This window comes from Aeoliella sp. (assembly GCF_965227375.1).
Lineage (GTDB): Bacteria > Planctomycetota > Planctomycetia > Pirellulales > Lacipirellulaceae > Aeoliella.
The window spans coordinates 2,420,396-2,443,299 of record NZ_CBDDFX010000001.1; the positions used below are offsets into that span (position 1 = coordinate 2,420,396).

A 22,904-nucleotide genomic window follows, 5' to 3' on the forward strand; every position below is an offset into this window, starting at 1 on the left:
TCCCGCCTCAAATCCTTCCTGTACCGCGCCACATAGACAGCATGCCTAGACTCCGCCCTTCGCGTGGCTTCACACTCGTCGAATTGCTGGTGGTGATCGCCATCATCGGCATCCTCGTCGCGTTGTTGTTGCCCGCGGTGCAGGCGGCGCGCGAGGCGGCGCGGCGCGGGACTTGCCAGAACAACCTTCGCCAGGTGGGCATCGCGATGCACTCGCACCACAGCGCCCTGGGGCACTTTCCATCTGGTGGTTGGGGGTACGTGTGGACCGGCGACCCCGATCGCGGTTCCGATCGCCGTCAGCCTGGCGGTTGGGCGTTCTCCATTTTGCCGTACATGGAGCAAACCACGCTGCAGAAGTTAGGTCGCGGCGCGTCGGACCAAGCCAAACGCGAACTAGGCGCCGAAGTGGCCTCGACGCCGGTTGCCTCGCTCAACTGCCCAAGCCGCCGCGCGCTGGGTCTCTACCCCTACGGCGGTTCGCATGAGGTTCGCAACGCAGAGCCGGCCGAGTCGGTGTTCAAGACCGATTACGGGGCCAACGCCGGCGACCTGGTGATCGGCGATCTGGGCCCAGAGACTTTGGACGACGCGGTGAACGGAAACTACGACTGGAAAAATACGGCCGACGCCACCGGAGTGTTTTATCCGCGGAGCGAAGTGCGGATTGCGAGAATCACCGACGGCACGTCGCTGACCTATTTGGTGGGCGAGAAGCGTTGCCTGATTGGCGGCTACGATTGGGGCGACGACCAGCACGCCTTCCTCGGCCACGGCAACGATACCGCCCGCTACACGTCGCTCGACTTGCCCGTAGCGCCCGATGGGGAGGAGGCCGGGCACAAGCAGTTCGGCAGCGCCCATCAGGCGGGTTGCTACTTTGCCTACGCCGACGGCGCGGTGCAGTTGGTAGCGTACGACATCGACCCCGAGATCCACCGCCGTCAAGGCCACCGCGCCGACGGACTATTGGTGGAGTAACCATACAAACAAGCGACCCAATCCACTCTCCAACCTCCCGTTTGCGGGAGGGTCGCACCTGCATTTGGTGCGGGGAGGGGCAAGACGTTGCGCAGAGCTTCCCTACTTCCTTCCGCATTGACCTACCAAGAACCACCTACGCGAGAATCCCACTCGATGACCAAATACCTCCCCACCTTCATCGTTCTCTTGTCGCTCTCCACAGCGTCCATCGCGCAGCCTCCCTCCGGCGAGGCAGTGCAGGAGGGCGCCCAAATCTACATGCAGCGTTGTGCCCAGTGCCACGGCAAGGACCTCACCGGCGGCAACACCCAGAGCATGGTCGACGGTGTCTGGCAGTTTGGTTCAGGGGGCGGCAGCCTGACGCGGAACATCAAGTTCGGCATTTCGTCGGTTGGCATGCCGGATTACCAGGACGTGTTGTCCGATCGCCAGATCAGGTCGGTCATTGCATTTATCAACGACGCCCAGGACCGCGCCGGCGTCGAGCGCCCGCCGATTCCCGAGAAGTTGCTTACGCGGCACTACGATGTGGGCGTGGAGCAGTGGATCTCCGAAGGACTCGAGATTCCTTGGAGCATCGTGTTCACCGACGACAACACGGCTCTGATTACCGAACGCCCCGGACGGCTTCGCGTGGTGACGGGTGGCCAGCTGCACCCCGACCCAATTGAGGGCACGCCCGCCGCGGTGGCCCAGAACCAGGGCGGCTACATGGACATTGCACTCGACCCCAACTACCAGGAGAACGGTTGGGTCTATCTTTCTTACGCCGACTCGCTCGATGGCTCCGACGACCGCGACACGAAGACCATGACCCGCGTGGTCCGCGGCAAGATTCGCGATCACAAATGGGTGGATCAAGAGGACGTGTTCAAAGCGCCCGACTTCAGCTACTCAGAAACCCGGCATCACTACGGGTGCCGTTTGGCATTCGACCACGATGGGCATTTATTGATCGCCGTGGGCGACCGCGGCGTCGGCGAGCAGGCGCAAGACCCGCGGCGGCCGAACGGCAAAATCCATCGCATTTGGCCCGATGGTAGCATTCCGGAGGACAATCCTTACGCCGATGGTAGCGAAGGGATGAAGAGCGTGTTCACTTACGGCAACCGCAACCCACAGGGCCTCGCCGTGCATCCAGAGACCGGCATCATTTGGGAGACCGAACACGGCCCCATGGGTGGCGACGAGGTGAACATCATCAAAAAGGGCGCGAACTACGGCTGGCCCAAGACCACCTACGGCATCGACTACAACGGCACCATCATTAGCGAGGACCTCACGCTACCCGGCACGGAACAGCCCGTGCTGTACTGGGTACCGTCGATCGCGGTGTGCGGCACGCGGTTCTGCACCGGCGACGAATTCCCCCGCTGGCAAAACAACCTGCTGGTCGGCGGATTGGGTCACGAAGAACTCCGCCGCCTGGTGCTTTCCGACAACGGAGTGATCCACCAGGAACTGATCCTCAAGAACGCCGGCCGGGTACGCGACGTGCAATGCGACCCCAGCGGCGCAGTCTACGTGCTACTGAACAAACCCGACGTGGTGCTGAAACTCACCAACCAAGGCCGCGCGATTCGACAATAGGGTGCACAGCCCTCGACGGAAGTCGAGGGTTCCTGCTGGTGCTAAGAATCGAACGAACCCGCGGCTTCCGCCGCGGGCTATGTATGGAGAATCCGCGTGCACCCGCTACAATCCGCGCGCATCCGCGTCGAATTCCTTCTTACCCTACGCGCGACTCAATCTCGCTCACCACGTCGTCCAGCTTCACGCGGATTTGTTCCAGCGAGTCGCGGTCGCGCAGCGTGACTGTCTTGTCGGTCAAAGTGTCGCCGTCGATGGTGATGCAGTACGGAGTCCCGGCTTCGTCCTGGCGGCGGTAGCGGCGTCCCACGGCGCCCTTTTCGTCGTAGAACACGGGGAACTTCGCCTTTAGTGCGCGGTACAGGTCCTTCGCCACTTCGGGCATGCCGTCTTTCTTCACCAGCGGCAGCACGGCTGCTTTGATCGGTGCGAGCCGCGGGTGGAGCTTCATCACCGTACGGGTTTGCATTTTGCCCTTGTCGTCGGGCGCTTCGTCCTCGGTGAACGCTTCGCAGATGAACGCCAGCGTCGCCCGATCGGCTCCGGCCGAAGGTTCGATCACGTGCGGCGTAAACCGCTCGTTGGTCAGGTCGTCGCGGTAGGTCAGGTCGCGCCCCGATCCCTTGTATTTGGGTTTTCCGTCCTCGCCCATCTCCACTTCCAGCGGACAACTCTTGGGGTCGAGCTTTCCCTCCATGTGGCTGCGGAGGTCGAAGTCGCCACGGTGCGCAATTCCCTCCAGCTCGCCAAACTCTCCTTCGGCCAGGAATGGGAAGGCGTACTCGATGTCGGCCGTGCCGGTCGAGTAATGGCTAAGTTCGTCGGGATCGTGATCGCGCAGTTGCAACCGTCCTTCGGCCAGGCCGTGGTCGATGTACCACTTGAAGCGGCGGTCGCGCCAGTACTGGTACCACTCCTTCGAGGTCTTGGGGTGGCAGAAGAACTCGATTTCCATCTGCTCGAACTCGCGCGAACGGAACGTGAAGTTCCGCGGCGTAATCTCGTTGCGGAAGCTCTTTCCAACTTGCGCGATTCCAAACGGGATCCGCACCCGCGAGCTATCGAGCACGTTCTTGAAGTTCACGAAGATGCCCTGCGCGGTTTCGGGACGCAGGAACGCGCGTCCTTCTTCACCGGCCAATGCTCCAATGGTGGTGGGGAACATCAGATTGAAGTCACGTGGCTCGGTGAGCGTGCCGGGTTCTTTAGCATCCGGTCCAAGTACTCTAGCTTGTTCTTCTGGTGGAAGTGATTCGTAGGTCACAGATGAGAGACTTACTCGAAGCTCTTTCGTTCCGAATATCTTCTGGAGCTTTTTGTGATAAGTGCTGGAATCCAGTTTTTCTAGAATGTCACCGGGATCGGTGAATGATACGTAACCAAGTCTATCTTCAGGAGTATCGAATTCACCCTTGTGAATAGGGAAACATTCAAGGTGATCGGCTCGATAACGCCCCTTCGATTCTCGACAATCAACTTTTTTATCCACAAATAAGTCGAAGTGTCCCGAGCACTTCCACACCTGCGGGTGCATGATGATCGTGCAGTCGAGTCCGCACATCTCGTAAGTGCTCGGCGCTCCCGGCAGCACGTCGAGGTCGTCGTGCTGCGTGACCATGTCGCGCCACCACGCTTCCTTGACGTTCCGCTTCAACTCCACGCCCAACGGCCCGTAGTCCCAGAATCCATTCAAACCGCCGTAGATCTCGCTCGACTGGAACAAGAATCCGCGGCGACGGCAGAGCGATACGATTTTTTCCATATCCATTTGGGAAGCCTCGACTCGGGGCGACGACGATTAGCTGGCTAAAACACGCATTCTACCGCTATCGCGAGAATGCGGCGAGGGGCAGCGATTGCGGTTGTATGTCATTCTGAGGGAGCCTAAGCGACTGAAGGATGACACGTTTCGCACCGGTGCGCTCCCTATAACAACCTCAGACACCCCGCGTCCCGATCAAGTTCGGGCACGACCGGCTTGGAGTCGATTTGCGCGCAAGCTACCAGGTCTTCGTCGTGGTCGATCGCCAGCAGGTTCTTGCCGCCGGGGGTGTCGCGCAGTTCGATTGCTAGCTGTTCACTCGACGAGCGGCCGCTGGCGCGTGCGGCGCTCAATAGTTCCTGCCACTCGCCGCGGGTGGCTTGGGCGCCTTCGTTCAGTCGGAACTGCTCCCCCTGGGAAAGCTGATGCGCGATCGCGCCGGCGACCAGCAGGTCGTCGCGCGACACGTGGCCGTTGGTGCCCGCGCACAGCAGGTGCACCATCTTGTCGCTTGCCACCGCTTCGCACATCGCGGTCAGGTTGGCCGCAGCGCCCATCAACACGCGCGACGCCAATCGAGCGTGGTTGATGGCCCGCGTGCCGTTGGTGGTGGTGAACAGCACTCGCTTGCCGAACACCACGTCGGCCGTGTACTCACTGGGCGAGTTGCCCAGGTCGAACGTGTCGATCCGCTCGCCGCCCCGCTCGCCGCCCAGGAGCACCTGGTCGCGCTCGTACTCGCCGGCCGCCGCCAGCACCGCGTCGACCTCTAAAAACGGCACCACGTCCTGCGCGCCCGCGGCCAGCGCGTGGCACACGGTGCTGGACGCCCGCAGTTGGTCGATCACCACCACCGTGGCGTCGGCCAAATCGTGTTCGCGGACAAAATGCGGCAGGTAGTGGACGTGCAGTTCGGGCATCGCGGTGGACCGTAGGAAAATGGAGGCAATTTTGTTCTATTGGAACCCAAGAGAGCCGGAAGCGTAAGCGCCCGGAGTTTGTTGAAAACCACGGTCAATCCTCCGGGCGCTGACGCTTCCGGCTCGCCAGATGTCGCTTGCAAGTGCTGAACACACCGTCGACAAGTCTTCCACACGCGTCCAGCGGATGTTCGGCGAGATTGCGCCGCGGTACGACTTTCTGAATCACCTGCTGAGCATGAACGTCGACCGCTACTGGCGGTGGCGAACCGTGCGAAAGCTCAAACCGCAAGCCGATGCCGGGCCGATTCTCGATGTCTGCACCGGCACAGGCGACTTGGCGATTGCGTTCGACAAGGGAGCGCGCGGGAAAGTGCCCATCGTGGCGGCCGACTTTTGCCACGAGATGCTCGAGCTGGGCGAAGTGAAGAGCGCGCGGCGTGGCTCCAGCGGTCGAATCGCGTTCGTCGAAGGCGACACCGAGAACCTGCCCGCGGGTGACAACGAGTTTCAAATCGTCTCGGTGGCCTTCGGGTTGCGAAACGTGTCGGACACCGACCGCGGTTTGGCGGAGATGACCCGCGTGGCGAAGCCGGGCGGCAAGGTGGCCGTGCTGGAGTTCACCACGCCCCGCCGTCAGCCGATGAAGGCGCTGTACGGCTGGTACTTCCGCAACGTGCTGCCGCGGATTGGGCAGTTCGTCATGCGCAACAACTCAGCCGCCTACGAGTACTTGCCCGAGAGCGTCGGCGAGTTCCTGCAGTACGAGCAACTCACCGAGCGAATGGAGGCCGCCGGCCTGGAGAACGTGCGTTTCTACCCGATGACCTTCGGCATCGCTACACTGTATGTAGGGGAAAAGAGGATTCAGGATTTAGGGTTCGGGGGTCAGGGAACCAAAGCGTGAACAGGCCGATCGTTGTTGGAATCACCGGGGCGAGTGGAGCGGCGTACGCCGTGCGGCTGGTGGAAGTGCTGCTCACCGCCGGGCGGGATGTGCACCTGTCGATCAGTCCCTCGGGTCGCGAGGTGATTCGGCAGGAACTCGACCTGCACGTCGACCTCGGCGACTTCACGCCCGACTCGCTGCTGCTGGGCGCGGGGCGCTCGAGCGGCGGCAACACGCTGGCCGAGATCACCGAGGTCTCCACCGGCGACAGCAACGTGCTCGGTAGCGGCATCGTCCGCCGCGGCAAGCTGCACTACCACCACTACCAGGACTACATGTGCTCGGTGGCGAGCGGATCGTTTCTCACCGGTGGCATGGTCGTTTGCCCGTGCTCGGGCACCACGCTCAGCGCGGTCGCGGGAGGTGTGGCTGGCAATCTGATCCAGCGCGCGGCGGAGGTACACCTGAAAGAACGTCGCAAGCTGGTGCTCGTGCCGCGCGAGACACCACTGTCGCTGCCGGCGATCGACAACATGCGCCGCGCCACCGAAGCCGGCGCGGTGGTGCTGCCTGCCTCGCCTGGGTTCTATCAGGGCGTCGAGTCGGTCAAGGACCTGGTCGACTTCGTCGTATCCCGCATTCTGGATCAACTGGGCATCGACAACGGCCTCGTCGACCGCTGGGGAACGGAATAGTACCTCCATACTCCGTATGGAGAGAAGGATGTAGGATGGGTCCAGCGAGTCTCAGCTCGCGCAGACCCATCGCGGTGCAATTACGAAACACGAAACGACCAATGCATGACGCACAGGCGATTGGTCGTTGAGTACTTTGCCATTGGGCATTGAGAAACATGATGGGTCCGCGCGAGCTGAGACTCGCTTGACCCATCCTACGCTCTCTGCGTGACATAGATTGATTTGCTAAGAACCATCAACCACCTCCTGTCCCTCATCCGCTTCAGCCACACGCTGTTTGCGTTGCCCTTTGCGCTGATGAGTGCGGTGATGGCTTGGTGGCTAACCGGGATCGATTTTCGCGTCGATCCGCCTTCAGAGATGTTGAGGGAAGGGCCGTCTGTTGTCAGTTTCGGCAACCACGGTATTGTCTTGCCATTCTGGAACGAGCCGCCTACCACGGAGCGTGGCTACTATTTCGCGTGTTTCCTGCATAGCATCCACTGGCAGGAAGTCCTCGGCATCCTCCTGTGCATGGTTTTCGCACGCAGCGCCGCGATGGCGTTCAATCGGCTCGTGGATCGCAAGATCGACGCCGAGAATCCGCGAACCGCGGGCAGGCACATCCCCGCCGGCATCTTGAGCGTAGCGCAAGTCACCGCGTTCACCATCGCTTGCAGCTTGGCATTTATCGCGTCGACGCTCCTGTTCCTGCCAAACAAATTGCCACTGTACCTCAGCGTGCCGGTGCTGCTGATCCTTTGTGGGTACAGCCTGACCAAGCGGTTTACGTCGCTGGCCCATTTCTGGCTCGGAGCGTCGCTTGCCTTGAGTCCGATCGCAGCGTGGATTGCCATTCGGGGCGAGGACGTGATGCAATATCCGCTCGATCTGCTGCCGCCGATGGTGCTCGGCGGGGCGGTGCTGGCGTGGGTCTCGGGGTTCGATATCCTGTACGCCTGCCAGGATTTCGAGTTCGACCGCCAGGCGAAGCTGCACAGCGTGCCGGTACGGCTCGGTGTGCCCGGCGCTTTGCGTTTGGCGGCCGGGTGCCACGCGGTTACGGTGCTGCTATTGGCGCTATTGCCGGTGGTCTATCCCCCCCTCGGTGCGCTATACTATGTGGGCGTGGTGGCCGTAGCCGGGCTGTTGGTGTACGAGCACCGCCTGGTGAAGCCCGACGACCTCGACCGTGTGAACCTCGCCTTCTTCCACGTAAACGCCGTGATCAGCATCGGACTGCTCGTGGTGACGTGCGTGGATTTGCTAGTGGTGTAGAGCGTCACTCATTTCCCACCGGCGCTGCGGGTTGGGGCTTGTTGAAGACCTTTTCGTCTTTCACGGATCCCAATACCCAATCGGCCAATTGGACTTTTCCACCCATCACATCGATTGTCTTTGGTAGCTTCATGCCTGCAACCGTTTGCTCTTCGCTGATGCGTAGGACACTCGTCGCATGCGGAGGGAGAAAGCCCAGCAGTTTTTCGCGCTTCGAAAATCGCCGGACGGGCGCTAGGCCTACTTGCCGCCCCGTTTGGGGATCGAAAGCCAGGGCGATGTATTTTGCTCTTAGTAGGGGGAAAGGAATGTCGTCGTCGCCGAGCACCAACGGGCGGACGATCAGGAAGTCGGTGTTCGATTTGGTGTCGTGAAGATGGGCATAGAATCGCAGTCCAAGCGGGTCCTGAGTGGACTCGCCCAATTTGGCGAGGCTGCTGGGGGCGAATACTGCCGCCAGGCTATGGACAGGGAGAAGTACCGAACGAATCTCCATCCCATCAGCGCCTTTGGCGGCGTCCGGCATGCCATTCAGGTTCCCGTCAACGGAGAGCCATCCCGCGCCATGGCTGAGTGCGATTTCGAATTCCTGCTGCTCGAAGAACCTCAGCTCTCCCTTCCCGTAGAATCGGTCGGGTAGCACCCAGGCGAACTGGGCGTCGATCATGTCGACGTTCTGAACTGGGTTGGTATTTGGAATGCTAGCCGTGCACCTTATGTGTACTTGTCCCTGGCGCAGCTTATCGCGTTGTCCCTGCGGATCGTGATAGGCTCGAACTTTCTCCAGCAGCGCCATCGCATCGACGTACTGCTTCTCGTATTCCTGGTGGAACTTCCAAACCTCGCGTGCCGAAATACTCGAGTCGCTATGAACTCGCAGCTGCTCGATAATGGCTTCCGACTTCCATGGGGGAACAGGGGGATCCTGCTTGCCCCACAGCGCGCGTTTGGCCTGCTTGGCTTCATCGAAGGCGGTTTGCATGTCGGGCGATGCGAACTCGGCGGGCTGGTACCACGCGTAGCCAGATGCGACGACCGAACGATTCACTAGGTCGTCGCCCAGCCAGGCCAAACCAACCCTTGGTCCGGTTTCGTTCTCGGTCGTCTCGCGCAACCGGACCCGCAGTTCCCGTCCGGCGAGCAGACTCTGCAGCGCTTGCTTCGACTCTTTGAAGTTAGGCTCGTCGAACAACTTGCGCGGTGCGGCTACACCCAACAAGCGGATACGATAACCGCCGCGCGACGTGCGGACGTAAAAAGAGTCACCGGTGGTCACCCGGGCGACTGTAACCTGCTCGGCGGGTAGCAGGTCGTCCTCGGCAATCGGTTGGCCTGCCACGGAAATTGTCAGTGACCAGCCAATCGCCACAGAGATTATGCGGCATTTTCGTCGCATCCGTTCCCTCCCCTCGAACAGAAATGAAAGACGCTTCCATTCTAGGGGACGGGCCACCGCCAGACAAATTCAGGGCGGCGGGCCGCCTGCCTGCCCGTGGTCGAACTACCCCCGTTTGCGCTATACTAGGAAGGCGTCGCGACGGATCGGGCGTTCGCTTGTGTGTCCTATCATGGCACGGTGGGTCTGCGCGGCCTGAGAGCCGTTTGACCCACCCTACGTGAATCGCGTCAATAACGAGAACCCATGCTCCAAACCACTTCCCCCATTCTGAAACCCATTCGCGAGAAAGTCGAAGCCGGTGAGCGGCTCACGGCCGAGGATGGACTACTGCTTGAGTCGCCCGAGGCGCCGCTGCCGGAGATTGGCGAGCTCGCGAACCTGGTGCGCGAGCGGAAGAATGGCAACGCGGCCTACTACAACATCAACACGCACCTGAACCCCACCAACATCTGCGTCTATCGCTGCACGTTTTGTGCGTTCCGCAGCGACTTGCGGCAGGCGAAGGGGTACTGGATGAACGACGAGCAGGTGCTCGCCCGCGGGCGCGAGGCGATGGACAACGGCTGCACCGAGATGCATATCGTCGGCGGGCTGCACCATCAGGCGAAGTACGATTGGTATCGCCGGGTGCTCGAAGTGTTGCACGAAGCCTACCCTACGCTGCACCTCAAGGCGTGGACGCCGGTCGAGATCGACTGGTTCTGCCGGCTCACCAAGAAAGACATCCGATGGGTGCTCGAAGACATGCTCGAGGTGGGCCTCGGCAGCCTGCCGGGCGGTGGGGCCGAGATCTTTCATCCCGAGGTGCGCAACCACATTTGCGAGCACAAAGCCGACAGCCGCCGGTGGTTCGAGACGCATCGCACTGCCCACGAGTTGGGCCTAAAGAGCAACTGCACCATGCTGTACGGCCACATCGAGCAGCCGTACCACCGCATCGATCACCTCATTCGACTGCGCGAACTACAGGACGAGACCGGCGGGTTCCAGACGTTCATTCCGCTGGCGTTTCATCCCGATAACACCAAGCTCGGCGCCGAGCGGAACATCAAGAAGCCGTCGAGTCTGATGGACCTGCGCGTGATGGCCATCAGCCGGTTGATGCTCGACAACATCCCGCACATCAAAGCGTACTGGATCATGCTCGGCGTCGGCACCGCGCAGGTGGCGCTCGCCTACGGCGCGGACGATCTGGACGGCACGGTGCGGCACGAGCTGATCTACCACGACGCCGGCGCGAAGACGCCGGAGATCATGTCGGTCGACGAGATTCAGCACCTCATCCGCGAAGCGGGCCGCGAACCGATCGAGCGCGATACGCTGTACCGCCGCATCGAACGCGATGGCGACGCCTGGCAGACCGGGCAGCAGATTGTGGCGAACGTGTAGGGCTTTCTCGGTTGGCGATGCTTGCGAGCGAGCCGGGCCATTCAGGGCTCAGTCATCGTCATCCTTGTCTGTGCCCTTCGCGTCGGCTGCAACCTTGGCCTGCAGCTTCTTTTCCACCAGATCGAACGAGCTTGCCAGCAGGCTGTCCATGTTGGCGTCGTTTTTAGCTTCGCGAGGGATGGCGGTGATCTTCCACACGTATTCGCCCAGGAAGAACCGCGGAGTGACGTACCCGTTGCGGGCGTCGAGCGGCACACTCAGCCCCACGGTAACCACCTTGGTGTCGTCGGTTACGATCGCCGGTTCGACCACCACATCGGCGTGAGCAATGCCGACCATCGACAGTTCGCGGTCGACGGCCGCCTTCACGTCGGCAGCGGTGGTTCCCAACACAATGCCGCGCCGCGCACCTTCGGCGGCGGCCACTTTGGCGGTGTTGATCAGCACATTGGCGCGGCTGAATTCAATGCCCGCAAACACCAACAACAACAGCAACGGCAGCGTGAGTGCAAACTCAACCGTCGCGGCGCCACGGCGAGTGTCTTTCGATCGAAGTTGGAGTCGGTGGTTGAGCATAAGTGAGCGTGCGATGTAATGAAGAGGTTGTTGTCCCGGGGCCACTCTGCACAACTATTGGGTGAGCTGTGTGGGCAGGGTTCTGGCGATGGTGCGGAACACTTCGACTAACTGAGCCCCGTTGGAAGCGTGGTAGTGGGTGCCGGCGGTCTCTTTGGCCACGGCTTTCATCCGCGTCAGGTCGGCGTCGTTGCCAAACGTGATGGTGTGCACCACGATGTCCTGCGCAGCGGCCGTTCTGGCAGGGACGATCGGCTCAATGCCGCGGTTGTGATTGCCGTCGGTCATCAGCACGATAATCGGTGCCGAAAGTTTGCGATGGTTCGCGCCGGTGACGCCGTCGATGCCTTTCTCGAGCGCCTCGCCGATGGCCGTGAATCCATCGGCCTTGTACTTGCCGACCTTCTTCCGGATCGGTCCGTAGTCGGTCGAAAGGTTCAGGTCGAGCGACGCGTTGGACGAGTAGCTGGCCAGGGCCACTTGCTCGTCGGACGTCGTTTGGTCGAGTTCGTATAGGAACACACTGACCGCGTTTTGCAGGTCCTTGAGCTTCTGCCCCTTCATCGAGCCCGAGCGGTCAAGCACCAGGCAGACATCTACGTTCATGAACGTGGAGATCGAGGTGACCGTGGGTTCGAACTCCTTGCCCCCGTAAAGGGAGCTGAAGAACAGCGAGACCGCGCCGCCACGCGAAGTGCTGCGACGATCGCCGGTCACCTGGACCGAGTTCCACGGCTTGTCGCCTTCGACGAACACCCACTGCCCGGCGCCGTTGCGCTCGGAGCGACCAATCAGTATGTCTCGGCGGCGGAGCCTCAACGGCTTGTTGGCCACTTTGTTCAGCCGAGCCATGGCAACCGCGGCGTCCTTGGCGTCGCGCTTGTTTTCGGTCTCCGCCAGTGTGATGGCGGCGGCCCGGGCGGCTACGTCGGTCGCGGTGCGCAGCTCGGCGCGTGTCGCCTGCATGAACGCCAGGTCGACCGAGAAGCCGAGCATCAGGATCAATATCGGCAGCAGCACCGCCACCATTGGCAGGATAGCGCCGCGGCGACGTCGTTGAATGGAACCACGCTGTGGTGAGCGATTGAATTGCATAATCAAATGGCGCAGCTAGAAAAAACGATAGCGGATTTGGCTACTTGGGTCCCACCGCGGTGTACTCCAGTGTGTCGGGGCAGGGGAACCAGTTGATCAACGACAGATTCGGCGCGACATCGGCACTTACGCGGATGCTCACCGGGCTGCCGGCCGACAGGTTGTTGAACGTCCCGCCGCTGGGAGAGATGTCGACGGTCGCTTTGTCGATGTCGTGCATCGAGAGAACCTGCTCGACGCGCAACTCGACCGAATCGGGCGTGGCATCGGCGCGGGCCAGCTCCAGCGTGCCTTCGTAGGCGGCCGACGTCAGGGCGTGCTTCAGGTAAATCAGGTTGCTTGCCTGAATCGAACCAAAAACCAACAGCGCCAGCATGGGCAGGCATACGGCCAGTTCCACTGTGGCGGTGCCGTGGCGCGAGTGGCGGGGGCGACGTTTCGTAGGGGACATCATTCCAGACATACAACGGGCAGTGATTCAAACGAGCGAGCAGCTAAACCGAGACGGTTTCTTGCTGCTGCTCTAGTTGTTTTTCCAGTTCGGTCACACGACTGCGCGACTGCTTCAGAGCCTCGGCGACGCGGTTGTATTCGTCGGCCAGGTCGAGCCAGTAGTCGTTGGGGCGAAAATTCAAGGTCGGCACGTCTTGGCCATCGGCCAGGTCCTTCATCATTCGCCGCAGCCGCACCACGGGGCCAGCGAATCGATGCGTGAACCGCAGCAACTGCAGCACCGCGATCGGCAGCGTCACGCCAAAGGCCAACACCAGCGGCAGCAGCGTATTGCCCGCCCCGTCCAGGTAAAACGCAAATCCCTGCGTCGGGTCGGCGAAGAACTGCATCACGAACCACACGCCCACGGCCACTGCGGTGGACGCTACCCACAACAACACCAGTCGCAAGACAATGCCGCCTTGGACATGTTGATCGACGTAGATGCGTTTGCGCTTCTTGGGCTGGGCCATGGCTCTGGACCTGCGGAGTTTCGGGATTTCGGGCGAAAACCGTTGTTCAAGCGTATGTCGGAGATACCCAATTGACGGCCGAAACTGAGAAACTGGCGGGTTACCCCCATGTGGGGTGTGACGATTCTGCGGCCGCGGCACGGGATGGAGAATTCCCGAAAGGGAACAGCAACAAAGCGAAGGGTCAGCGCGGCGAGGGACGAGCCCACCGCCACCCTGGAAGAATCGGAGTTTTTCCAGACCCCTTTCGGCCCTCGATCGGCACTTTGGTAGCATGACCGCCGTGAGCGTGCCCCTTCCACCACCTGCCGTAAGCGACCAAATGGCCCTGTTGGTCTCCCACCATCAGGCCACCATCTGGCGGTACGTCCGATACTTGGGGGCCACGGCCACCGAGGCGGACGACTTGGTGCAGGAGACGTTTCTCGCCGTTTTTCGGTCCGACTTTGTCCACGAGTCCGACCGACAGACGGCCGGTTACCTCCGCACTACCGCCCGCCGCCGATTGCTGATGCTTCGCCGCAAACAGAGCCGGCAGCCCAGCGAGGTGGAGTTGGAGTCGGCCGAACAAGTGTGGGCCGAGACCATGGGCGACGGGCCGGGCGATCCGTACCTCGAAGCCCTGGACGGCTGCCTGGAGCACATCGACGGCCGCGCCCGCCAGGCGATCAATCTGCAATACACCGACCGCTTGAGCCGCGAAGAAATCGCGAGCCGCTTGGACCTGAAACCCGAAGGCGTAAAAACCTTGCTCCGCCGCACACGCGACGCCTTGCGCGACTGCATCGAGCGGAAGCTGACTAGCCAGTGACGAGTGTTCCTTAGCCCGCGACGCAGGTCGAGGGTTTGCGCTGCCCCACGACTTCCGTCGAGGGCTGATATTTGTTGTGAGTAACTATGTCCCAAGAACCCCAAAACCCGAACACCGACCAGTGGCGCGATCAATTAGTCGCTCGAGCGCTCGAGGAGCGTCTGGGTGGCGAGTCGCCGCCCGACCTTTCGGCGCAGATTCTCTCGGCCGCTACCGAGGCCGATCCGTCCACGACAGGAGACGTAACGATGGCGACCACCACCGTATCGCGTTCATGGAACGTTCGCAGTTGGGTGCTCGCGGCCAGCGTGCTGGTGAACTGTGGGCTGATCGCCGCGCTGTTGGCGTCGCGCACCAGCGACGAATACGCGCTAGCTGCCAATCAGGCTGCCAATGAGCCGCGCGCTGCCGGAAAGTCGTCCGTTGAAGGTCTTGAACGCAACGCTGCGAAGGATGACTACGGAGTCATCGTAAGGGATGGCGGGCAAGCCAACGAGGATTTCAACGATTCGCTCGATATCCTCGCATCGACGGTGGAAATAGAATCCGGCGGTGATCGTTCCGCGCAAGGCAATTTGAACGGCGTGAACCTTAACACGCTGGGCACCAGCGGCGAGGGCCAGCAGGGCGGCGGGCAGGTTCCGCCACCGGCTGCCGATTCGCTGAGCTGGCAGGCGAAAGACGAGCCCATCGCCCTGTACGACGAGGCCCAGCAAGACGCCGGCCAGGGGCAAGCTGCCGATCGTAGCAGCGGTGGGGAGGAGGCAGCGGCGATCGGTAGCGGCCGCTTGCGTTCCGGCTACTACATGCAGGACGACGTCCAGTTCTTTGCTCCAGAGGCGGAGGTCCAACTCGCCAAAGAGGCCGCCGCTATGGACGGTCTCGGGCGTGGTCGCGGTGTGGAGCAGGAATACTCAATGGAGGCTGCGACACGTAAGTACTCGATAACCCGTGGTCCCCGCGACGAAACGGCCGCGGTGCCGGACCATAAAGTGCGCTTCGGTGTGAACGCCGATGCTGGAGTTACTGAGTTCGCTGGCGGCGTCGAGGAACCCTCGCGCAATAAAAGTTTCGATTCCTATGACGTCGAACTGGCAGGCATCCCGCAGCCCTCAGAACCTCCCATTGTTTACCCGGATTCTAATGTTTGGGCGGACCTGGCAACCGAGCGCCCTACCTGGGGCTATGCAGGTGCTAATGGGCGGCGGTGGCCGCGTGACAACAACATTGGCGAGCCAGGTTTGCTTAATCCGAACGCCGAGTGGCACGGCAGCCCCGACGGCGAAGGGCTCGGCCCCGGCGCGCCGGGCGATCAGTACGAGCGGATTCACGAGAACCGGTTCATCGCGGCTATCGGCGAAGAGGCGGTAAGCACGTTTTCGATCGACGTCGACACGGCCAGCTACGCCAACGTCCGCCAGATGCTGGTGAATGGCCAGGTCCCGCCGCCCGACGCGGTGCGGTTGGAAGAATTGGTGAACTATTTTGACTACGACTACGAGCCGCCAGCCCCCACCCCCTCCCCCGCAAGCGGAGGAGGGGAGGAAAGTGTTCCCTTCGCTGCGCACGTTGAGACGGCCGCCTGTCCGTGGCAGCCGGGGCATCGGTTGGTTCGCGTTGGCATCAAGGGTCGCGAGATCGCGGCCGAAAAACGACCGCTGTCGAACCTGGTGTTCCTGGTCGACGTCTCCGGCTCGATGAACAACCCCGAGAAGCTGCCACTGGTGAAGCACGGGCTAAAGAAGCTCGCGGAGAAGCTCGGCGAGAACGACCGCGTGGCCATCGTGGTGTACGCCTCGAGCGAAGGCCTCGCCCTGCCTAGCACCCCGGGCACCGAGCAGGAGACGATTCTCGCGGCGCTAGAGCACTTGCAGGCGGGCGGCTCGACCGCCGGCGGGGCGGGCATCCAGCTCGCCTATCAGATTGCCGAAGACAACTTCATCACCGGCGGCACCAACCGCGTGATCCTCTGCACCGACGGCGACTTCAACGTCGGCGTTACCAACACGGCCGAGCTGGAGCGCATGGTCGAGCAGAAGGCCAAAGACACCAAAGTGTTCCTCTCCTGCATCGGTTTTGGACGCGGCAATTTGAACGATGCGATGATGGAGAAGATCACCGGCATCGGCAACGGCAACTACTACTACGCCGACGACGAGCGCGAAGCCGAGCGAATTTTTGTCCAAGGCATGACCGGCATGCTGGTCACCATCGCCAAGGACGTGAAGATCCAAGTGGAGTTCAATCCGGCGAAGGTGCTCGGCTACCGCTTGCTCGGCTACGAGAATCGCATGCTGAAGACCGAGGACTTCAACGACGACACCAAAGACGCGGGCGAGATCGGCGCTGGCCACACGGTGACCTGCTTGTACGAGATCGTGCCCACGGGCGAAGCTTTCCAGGAGCCCGACGTCGACGAGCTGAAGTACCAACACCCCTCGGGCCTGACCGACGCGGCCGAGACCGACGAACTGCTGACACTCAAGATGCGTTACAAGCAACCGGACGAGGATACCAGCAGCAAGCTCGAGTGGCCGGTGACCGATAGCGGTCACAGCTTCGGCCAGGCGTCGACCGACATGCAGTTCGCTGCCGCGGTCGCCAGTTTCGGCATGCTGCTTCGCAACTCGCAGTACAAGGGCAACGCCAACTACGACGCGGTGATCGAAATTGCCGATAGCACCAAGGGCGACGACCCCGAAGGCGACCGCGCCGAGTTCGTCGAGTTGGTCCGCAAGGCGAAGCAAGTCATGCCACCGCCGATTCCGCCAGAGACGGAAGCAGATCCGGAGCCAGCAGTGGAACCGGAAGCGGAAGCAGACAATCCATCGGCTGAAGATGCACCGGCTGAAGACGATGTCGAAGCACCCAGTGACCAATGATCGCGCAAGCGTTAGGGCCGTGGAGTCGCACACGATATCTCCCACGGCCAAACGCCACGCCCGTCTTAGGCCCAGCGTCCGCAATTAGACCGAGTATTGCCACAAAGAGGCGCAATGAAGCGCGCTTGCGAGCAAGGCGTTTGTTGTAGTAGCCAACACTTCATCTGACAGATTCTCTCCTCCGTCATTCTCCAATCCCCCTCAACCGCTCCGGTCGCATGCTATCTTTTTCTCAAGACTTCTCAGAATTCTGCCAAGCTCTCACAGCGGCTGACGAGTTACTAGCGGAAATGCAAAACTCGACCCTCCTGGCGATCATTACACAGCCAGGAGAGGAATCTGAAGCCCGCTGTGCGAAAATGGCCGACGACCATCCCAATTCCGAACCGGACACGATGGAGCAACTCTGTTGGGCCTATCTGGATGGTACTCTCGATGAGCAGGAGGTCGATCGTTTCGTTCGCCTCCTGGTTGTGAACAAGGATCTGCGGCAAGAACTTCGACGCAAGTTGATGCTGCATGACGCACTGCGAGTGACAGCCCTGCGTGGCTGGGACTTCTGAACTCCAATCCTCAGTAGCCACCACACAGAGAGTGACAGATTCTTTGGAACTCTCGACCGCGCCGCTTCGTCTTTAGTCTATAGCCCGTCGTCTGGGGCGTGGTATACTCCCTCGCAGCGGCGGGACCGTTTCTTCCAGGGGTCAACACTCATGCGCATCAAATCGCTGGCTGCCACTTTCGTTCTGCTCACCATAGCAGCGCCCTCGCTGGCCTTGATCATGGGCAGCGACGGCGACGAACCCGTGGAAAACGCCGGCTGGCCGGTGGGTGCTGACGTGGCGTTCAATGTTCGTGAGCGGGTTGCCTACTGGGAGGGGCCTCCGTTTGGCGGCGGGCAGTTCCATGGCGAGTATCGCGGCGACACGGCCGCGCTCAACGAAGTGCTCGACATCTTCAAGGACATCCGCAACGACAACAAACGCATCGTCGTCGAAGATGGTGTCGGGCACAGCTTTTGGCTCAATCCCAACCGTGAGGCCGACAAGGAGAAACGCGCGCGAATCGACTGGCAACTGATGGTCTGGAGCGAGCCCAACTGGAAGCAACTCTCCGGCATGCGAGCCGATCTGAATCCCACCGACCCGGCCGACCGCGAAATTGGTCCGCCCACCGTGCTTACCATCTACACTGGCGGCAACATCGTGTGGGACCAGGTGAAACTTCCCGAGGGCGTGAAGGTCGTCGACAGTCGACTATCGGCGCATGGCTTCACCACGGACGATGGCCACGTGGTCGAAGGCCAGCTGACCGCCAAGGAGTCGGGCAAGCCGCTCGCAGGGCAAGTGGATCTCGTGCGATACGTAGCCAAGAAGACGGGCGGCTACGAGTACACGACCGTGAAGACCGTGGAGACGGACGAGGCCGGCAAGTGGGTGATCAAGAACACGCCGGAGGGCAGTTACCAGTTGGTTGGCCGCGCCGAAGGCTACGTGCCGCGGATCATGGGCTACGCCCGACCATCTGCGCAGCCGCGGTGGCAACGGCTAGACTCCAACCTTGTCGAAGGTGGCGACGTCACTGGGCGTGTCACTACAAAGAGCGGCGATCCCCTGCAGGACGTCCACGTCCGCCTGTCGAACGTGGCGGTAGCCGAGGGGGAGTCGTACCGCACCGCCGGAAAGCCTGAGACCACCACCAACGAGTCAGGCGAGTTCCGCATCGCCAACGTGCCCCGCGGCACCGCGTCGATCTACATTCACAAGGACGGCTATTGCCGCCCCGGACTCGGACTGGACGTTACCGTGCCGAGTGAAGACGTCCATCTGGAAATGCTCCGATCGTCCAACATTACGGTCATCGTGTTGTTCGAATCCACCGAGGTGCCGGAGCAGTACATGGTGGCCATCGAACCCGAGGGCGGCAACAAGGTCGGCTCCTGGGGCGGCTCGGCCAGGATCGACGAGAAGAACCAACACGTCTTCAAGAACGTCCCCCCCGGCCGCTACAAAATGTGGGGCCACCCAAACCCCCACTCGGAAGACGAAAAGTCCGAACCAATGCTGCTGGACCTGAAGGGCGGGGAGGAGATTACCAAGACGATTATTGTGACGGAGTGAGTTTTGGATTTGCATTGCCATCTCTCCCAAACTGAGGGATAATGAAAACAGATTCCAATCCGTTGCAGTGAATTCTCATGTCGACGACCTCACCCACAACCACCACGGTCGCTATTCCCGCACCCGCTTTGCCTTCGAGTTGGTCGCTCGCAGATTTGCAGCATCACCTCGGAGATGTACCGCTCGAGCGCATCCGCATGTACCCGCCACCAGGATTGGCTACTTTGGAAGATGCACTGCGGTTAGGGGCTCGAGATGGAGCGATCTGCGAAGTGGTGGACGGTGTACTGGTGGAGAAGCCGATGGGTTCCTATGAGTCGTTAGTCGCCATGATGCTAGGGCATATCCTCATGAGCCACGTTGAGAAGGATTCTCCGGGGATCGTGCTTGGCGAACAAGGAACTTTGCAGCTTCTGCCGGCGAAGATGCGCATTCCGGATGTCTCGTTCATCCGCTGGGACCGTTTCCCTGGTGGGAAGTTACCCGATAGAGCAGTCTATGAAGTTGCGCCCGATTTGGCCGTGGAGATTATTTCAGCTGGCAACACCGACCGGGAAATGGAATTGAAGCTCGACGAGTACTTCCACGCAGGTGTACGGCTAGTTTGGTATATTTATCCCAAGACAAAGACTGCATACGTCTACACGGCTCGCAACCAACGAACGGAAATCGACGAGCAGGGCATCCTCGACGGTGGCGAAGTGCTGCCCGGGTTCCAGTTGCGACTGGGAGACCTGTTCGACAGGGCGTCTCAATCGCGGGGATGAGTTACAGAGCCGACGCAGATTGAGCGATGTTCTCCAAGCTCTCGTCCTCTGACGCCTTATCGTTGGCTGATGTGAGGGCATAGGTCCCTTGTTTCAAGTGTTTCGAGGACCCAGTTGGCCGATCCGCGAGAAACTCGTGGTGGCGGGGATCGGATCAGACTACAATGTGTCCGCTGTGACGCCGTACAACCAATTGACCACTATGTGCCTGCAATCGGCCAAGCTGCTGCCGGCACGTGGACGCTCCCTCAGAACAAGAGCCGGGTACGATGCGAATCTTGATAGCAGTGGCTGTGGTGATTGTTTGTATGCAACACGGCGATCGGTGCCTTGGTGCTCCGTTGAACCCAAGTGACTTCAACTCGCTTGGTGCTCTTCCCACGGGCGACTTTCAGATCAACACCGATTCGCTTACCTTCGATGGCATCGCGGGCGGACTCTTGCATCCTCAGGGAGGCGGCGCGCCGGACATTGCCGTATTCGTATTCGATGGCGATAGCATGCTGGCAAGCGGAGACACGATTTCCGTCATCGGCAACAATGCTCTAGCGATATTGTTTCGAGGCTCGGCAACGCTGTCGGGAACCATCGACGTAAGTGGCTCCGACGGAATCGACGCGATTCAGAATGTCGTCACCGGCATTGGTGGCCTTGGAGTTGCCGGAGGTGGCAGAGGAGGCAACGGCGGTCCCTTCAGTTCCGGTCAAGATGGCGTCGGTCCTGGGCACGGCGTCGTGGGTTCCAACAGTGCTTCGGTCAGCGGTGTTGGCTCGGGCTCGGGAGCAGGATTCGGCACGATGGGCGGACAAGGTGGTGCCGCGGTCACATTCCGGCCCGGCGGCTCGCCTTATGGCGATCCGCTGAGCGAACTCCTCTTCGCTGGCAGCGGAGGTGGAGGCGGCGGCGGACGAGGCAACGAACGACTAGGCGGAGGCGGCGGAGCCGGGGGCGGCGCTGTTGAGATCGGCGCACTCACTTCGCTTGAGTTCGAAGGAGCGTCGATACTGGCCAATGGGGGCAGCGGCAGCCTCGGGTTCGCCGGCGCTGGTGGAGGCAGTGGCGGAGGAATCTTACTGCACGCATTCGACGTATCCATCGACCAAGACACCCTGATTCAAGCCAATGGAGGCCACGGCAGCGTGCCAACCAATCTCGGAGGGTGCGGCGGCGCGGGGCGCATCGAGATTCTTTACAACCCCGATGGTAGTTTCGACAGTCTCGGCGCCATCGAAGCTCAGTCGGGCGAAGGCGGCGGCGACTGCATCGATGGCCAGCCTGTCGTGACCGCCACAACTGGCGTCGGAGTGCCAGAACCCAGCAGCCTCCTGATGACGATTCTGCTGCTAAGCCTCTGCGGACGCCGAGTCGCGACTAGGGTCGCCAGTTGTAGCGTTTGAGGCCACATCAAAGTTGGGCGCGACCCGGAAGCTGGTCCCACTCACCCCGACGACCAGATGCCCCATTCGTGCGGGGGCAACTCCGTCGCGCCTGGATTGGTGGTTGCGTATCCCGCCACCGGTGTGAGCCCCGGCGGGATGTTGCACGCGACCGGCTCATCATCCGTGTTGAGCGCTGTGACCAGCTTGGCTGACTCGGAACGGACTTCGAGCGTCAGCGCGCGGTTGTCGAGGTGCGTTACCTTGAGCTCTCCGTCGACGAGCCACGGTCGGGCGCGGCGCATGGCGATCAACTCGCGGTGCAATTGCCAGAGGGGGAGATCGTCGGCGGAAAAACCACTGGGCCCGTGCGGCAGCGGCTGGCGAATCTCCGCGTCGCCGCCCTCGCGGTCGTATTTGGTGCCTTCGGCGCCTTGCTCATCGCCCGCGTAAACGGCCGGGATGCCAGGAATCGCAAACAGCACGGCCATCGCGTGTGGCAAATGGCGCTGATCGGTGAGCTTTGTGGCGATGCGGGTCGTGTCGTGGTTGCCGACGAAGTTCCAAGGCAGAAAGTACTGGCAGAACTCGACGTGGCGCTCCAGTGCATGGGCCAGCTCGTAGAAGTTGCGATCGTTCAACGAACTCCAGATGGCTTTCCATAGTTCGTACTGCGTGGCGGTCGTCAGCCGCGACGCGCGGACCATCGCGCTGTAGTCGCCATGGATCATCTCGCCAACGAGCATCACTTCGGGCTTCGCCGCGCGCACCCGATCGGAGAACGCCGCCAGAAAATCGGACGGAATGGCGTAAGCCGCGTCCAAGCGAAACGCGTCGACGCCGCGGTCGATCCAATGCTGAGCAACCTCTACCGCCCAGTCGAGCACCTGACTGTTCGAGTGGTTGAGTTTCACCAACCCGCCATGGCCTTCGAAATTCTCGTAGCTGAACCCGTCGTAACCCGGCTTGTCGAAGTCGATATGAAACCAGTCGCACCGGTCCGACTCACGCCCCCGCTCCAGCACGTCGACAAAATTTGGGTGAGCGCGGCCAACGTGGTGAAACACGACATCGAGCCCGACCTGGAGAGAACGTTTGTGACACTCGTCGACGAAGTGCGCGAGGTCCGCTTCGTCGCCCAGACGGCGATCGATGCGGCGTTGATCGACGATGTCGTAGCCGTGCGACTCCGATTCAAACACGGGACCCAGCAGCACCGCAGTGACGCCGAGCTCGACAAAATAATCCAACCATCCCACCAAATCCCGCAACCGACCACTGACAGGCCCTTCCGCCGCACCAGGCGCCGGATTCCGATCCTCCGCGCCCAAAAAGCCCAGCGGGTAGAGGTGATACCAGATGTCGTTGCGTGTCATGAAGTGGCTTTGTGGGAGGTCGACGCTAAGTCATGCCTTTGAAGTCAAC

The 22,904-nt window shown here is 61.2% G+C and carries 20 protein-coding genes; 12 read left to right on the forward strand and 8 right to left on the reverse strand.

Going from position 1 to position 22,904, the window contains the following annotated elements; genetic code table 11:
• The first annotated feature begins 41 nt into the window (after positions 1-41).
• Entirely contained in the window at positions 42-980 is a 939-nt protein-coding gene (locus tag ACQK2L_RS09960; RefSeq protein ID WP_425396806.1) for a DUF1559 domain-containing protein, read from the forward strand.
• Between the two features lie 156 nt (positions 981-1,136).
• Positions 1,137-2,573, forward strand: a complete 1,437-nt coding sequence (locus tag ACQK2L_RS09965) for a PQQ-dependent sugar dehydrogenase (protein ID WP_425396807.1) — start codon at positions 1,137-1,139, stop codon at positions 2,571-2,573.
• 139 nt (positions 2,574-2,712) lie between these two features.
• Here ACQK2L_RS09965 and ACQK2L_RS09970 read toward each other — a convergent pair whose 3' ends face one another.
• Both ACQK2L_RS09970 and ACQK2L_RS09975 read right to left on the reverse strand, forming a co-directional pair.
• Positions 2,713-4,335: a glycine--tRNA ligase gene (locus ACQK2L_RS09970; protein WP_425397432.1), complete on the reverse strand. Its 1,623-nt coding sequence runs from the start codon at positions 4,333-4,335 to the stop codon at positions 2,713-2,715.
• A gap of 164 nt (positions 4,336-4,499) precedes the next feature.
• Positions 4,500-5,255 carry a 2-phosphosulfolactate phosphatase gene (locus tag ACQK2L_RS09975; RefSeq protein ID WP_425396808.1) on the reverse strand — a complete coding sequence of 252 codons (756 nt, stop codon included), beginning with the start codon at positions 5,253-5,255 and terminating at the stop codon, positions 4,500-4,502.
• Positions 5,256-5,385: 130 nt separating this feature from the next.
• Here ACQK2L_RS09975 and ubiE point away from each other — a divergent pair, with 130 nt between their 5' ends.
• From ubiE to ACQK2L_RS09990, 3 genes are all read left to right on the forward strand, one after another.
• Positions 5,386-6,162, forward strand: a complete 777-nt coding sequence (gene ubiE, locus ACQK2L_RS09980; protein WP_425396809.1) for a bifunctional demethylmenaquinone methyltransferase/2-methoxy-6-polyprenyl-1,4-benzoquinol methylase UbiE — start codon at positions 5,386-5,388, stop codon at positions 6,160-6,162.
• Entirely contained in the window at positions 6,159-6,839 is a 681-nt protein-coding gene (locus ACQK2L_RS09985) for a UbiX family flavin prenyltransferase (RefSeq protein WP_425396810.1), read from the forward strand. Before ubiE ends, ACQK2L_RS09985 begins: the two co-directional genes overlap by 4 nt.
• Positions 6,840-7,064: 225 nt before the next feature.
• Positions 7,065-8,099 (forward strand): UbiA-like polyprenyltransferase, encoded by a 1,035-nt coding sequence (locus ACQK2L_RS09990; protein ID WP_425396811.1) that lies wholly within the window; start codon positions 7,065-7,067, stop codon positions 8,097-8,099.
• A 4-nt stretch (positions 8,100-8,103) separates the two neighbouring features.
• Here the strand turns inward: ACQK2L_RS09990 and ACQK2L_RS09995 are convergent, their stop codons facing one another.
• A complete protein-coding gene (locus tag ACQK2L_RS09995; RefSeq protein ID WP_425396812.1) occupies positions 8,104-9,495 on the reverse strand; it encodes a thermonuclease family protein in 1,392 nt (463 codons plus the stop codon).
• A 246-nt stretch (positions 9,496-9,741) separates the two neighbouring features.
• Between ACQK2L_RS09995 and mqnE the strand changes: the two genes are divergently transcribed.
• Positions 9,742-10,887 (forward strand): aminofutalosine synthase MqnE, encoded by a 1,146-nt coding sequence (gene mqnE / locus ACQK2L_RS10000; RefSeq protein ID WP_425396813.1) that lies wholly within the window; start codon positions 9,742-9,744, stop codon positions 10,885-10,887.
• Between the two features lie 48 nt (positions 10,888-10,935).
• On the opposite strand, the gene ACQK2L_RS10005 is transcribed toward mqnE, so the two are convergent.
• From ACQK2L_RS10005 to ACQK2L_RS10020, 4 genes are read right to left on the reverse strand one after another with little or no spacing between them, the layout of a single operon-like run.
• Positions 10,936-11,463, reverse strand: coding sequence for a TadE/TadG family type IV pilus assembly protein (locus ACQK2L_RS10005; protein ID WP_425396814.1), 528 nt, complete (start codon positions 11,461-11,463; stop codon positions 10,936-10,938).
• 54 nt (positions 11,464-11,517) lie between these two features.
• The gene (locus ACQK2L_RS10010; protein ID WP_425396815.1) at positions 11,518-12,558 is read right to left on the reverse strand and encodes a vWA domain-containing protein; all 1,041 of its coding nucleotides are present in this window, start codon (positions 12,556-12,558) and stop codon (positions 11,518-11,520) included.
• A 40-nt stretch (positions 12,559-12,598) separates the two neighbouring features.
• Positions 12,599-13,012: a TadE/TadG family type IV pilus assembly protein gene (locus tag ACQK2L_RS10015; RefSeq protein WP_425396816.1), complete on the reverse strand. Its 414-nt coding sequence runs from the start codon at positions 13,010-13,012 to the stop codon at positions 12,599-12,601.
• Positions 13,013-13,052: 40 nt separating this feature from the next.
• Positions 13,053-13,523, reverse strand: coding sequence for a hypothetical protein (locus ACQK2L_RS10020; RefSeq protein ID WP_425396817.1), 471 nt, complete (start codon positions 13,521-13,523; stop codon positions 13,053-13,055).
• Between the two features lie 283 nt (positions 13,524-13,806).
• Between ACQK2L_RS10020 and ACQK2L_RS10025 the strand changes: the two genes are divergently transcribed.
• The 6 genes from ACQK2L_RS10025 (at position 13,807) to ACQK2L_RS10050 (ending at position 21,500) form a co-directional block, all read left to right on the forward strand.
• Positions 13,807-14,334, forward strand: a complete 528-nt coding sequence (locus ACQK2L_RS10025) for an RNA polymerase sigma factor (RefSeq protein WP_425396818.1) — start codon at positions 13,807-13,809, stop codon at positions 14,332-14,334.
• An 86-nt stretch (positions 14,335-14,420) separates the two neighbouring features.
• The gene (locus ACQK2L_RS10030) at positions 14,421-17,216 is read left to right on the forward strand and encodes a vWA domain-containing protein (RefSeq protein WP_425396819.1); all 2,796 of its coding nucleotides are present in this window, start codon (positions 14,421-14,423) and stop codon (positions 17,214-17,216) included.
• Between the two features lie 290 nt (positions 17,217-17,506).
• Positions 17,507-17,779 (forward strand): hypothetical protein, encoded by a 273-nt coding sequence (locus tag ACQK2L_RS10035; RefSeq protein ID WP_425396820.1) that lies wholly within the window; start codon positions 17,507-17,509, stop codon positions 17,777-17,779.
• A 150-nt stretch (positions 17,780-17,929) separates the two neighbouring features.
• Positions 17,930-19,336: a carboxypeptidase regulatory-like domain-containing protein gene (locus tag ACQK2L_RS10040; RefSeq protein ID WP_425396821.1), complete on the forward strand. Its 1,407-nt coding sequence runs from the start codon at positions 17,930-17,932 to the stop codon at positions 19,334-19,336.
• Between the two features lie 77 nt (positions 19,337-19,413).
• Positions 19,414-20,103, forward strand: coding sequence for a Uma2 family endonuclease (locus ACQK2L_RS10045; RefSeq protein ID WP_425396822.1), 690 nt, complete (start codon positions 19,414-19,416; stop codon positions 20,101-20,103).
• A gap of 269 nt (positions 20,104-20,372) precedes the next feature.
• Positions 20,373-21,500, forward strand: coding sequence for a hypothetical protein (locus tag ACQK2L_RS10050; protein ID WP_425396823.1), 1,128 nt, complete (start codon positions 20,373-20,375; stop codon positions 21,498-21,500).
• 41 nt (positions 21,501-21,541) lie between these two features.
• Here the strand turns inward: ACQK2L_RS10050 and ACQK2L_RS10055 are convergent, their stop codons facing one another.
• On the reverse strand, positions 21,542-22,855 hold the full coding sequence (locus tag ACQK2L_RS10055; RefSeq protein WP_425396824.1) for an alpha-amylase family glycosyl hydrolase: 1,314 nt from the start codon (positions 22,853-22,855) through the stop codon (positions 21,542-21,544).
• Positions 22,856-22,904: the final 49 nt, after the last annotated feature.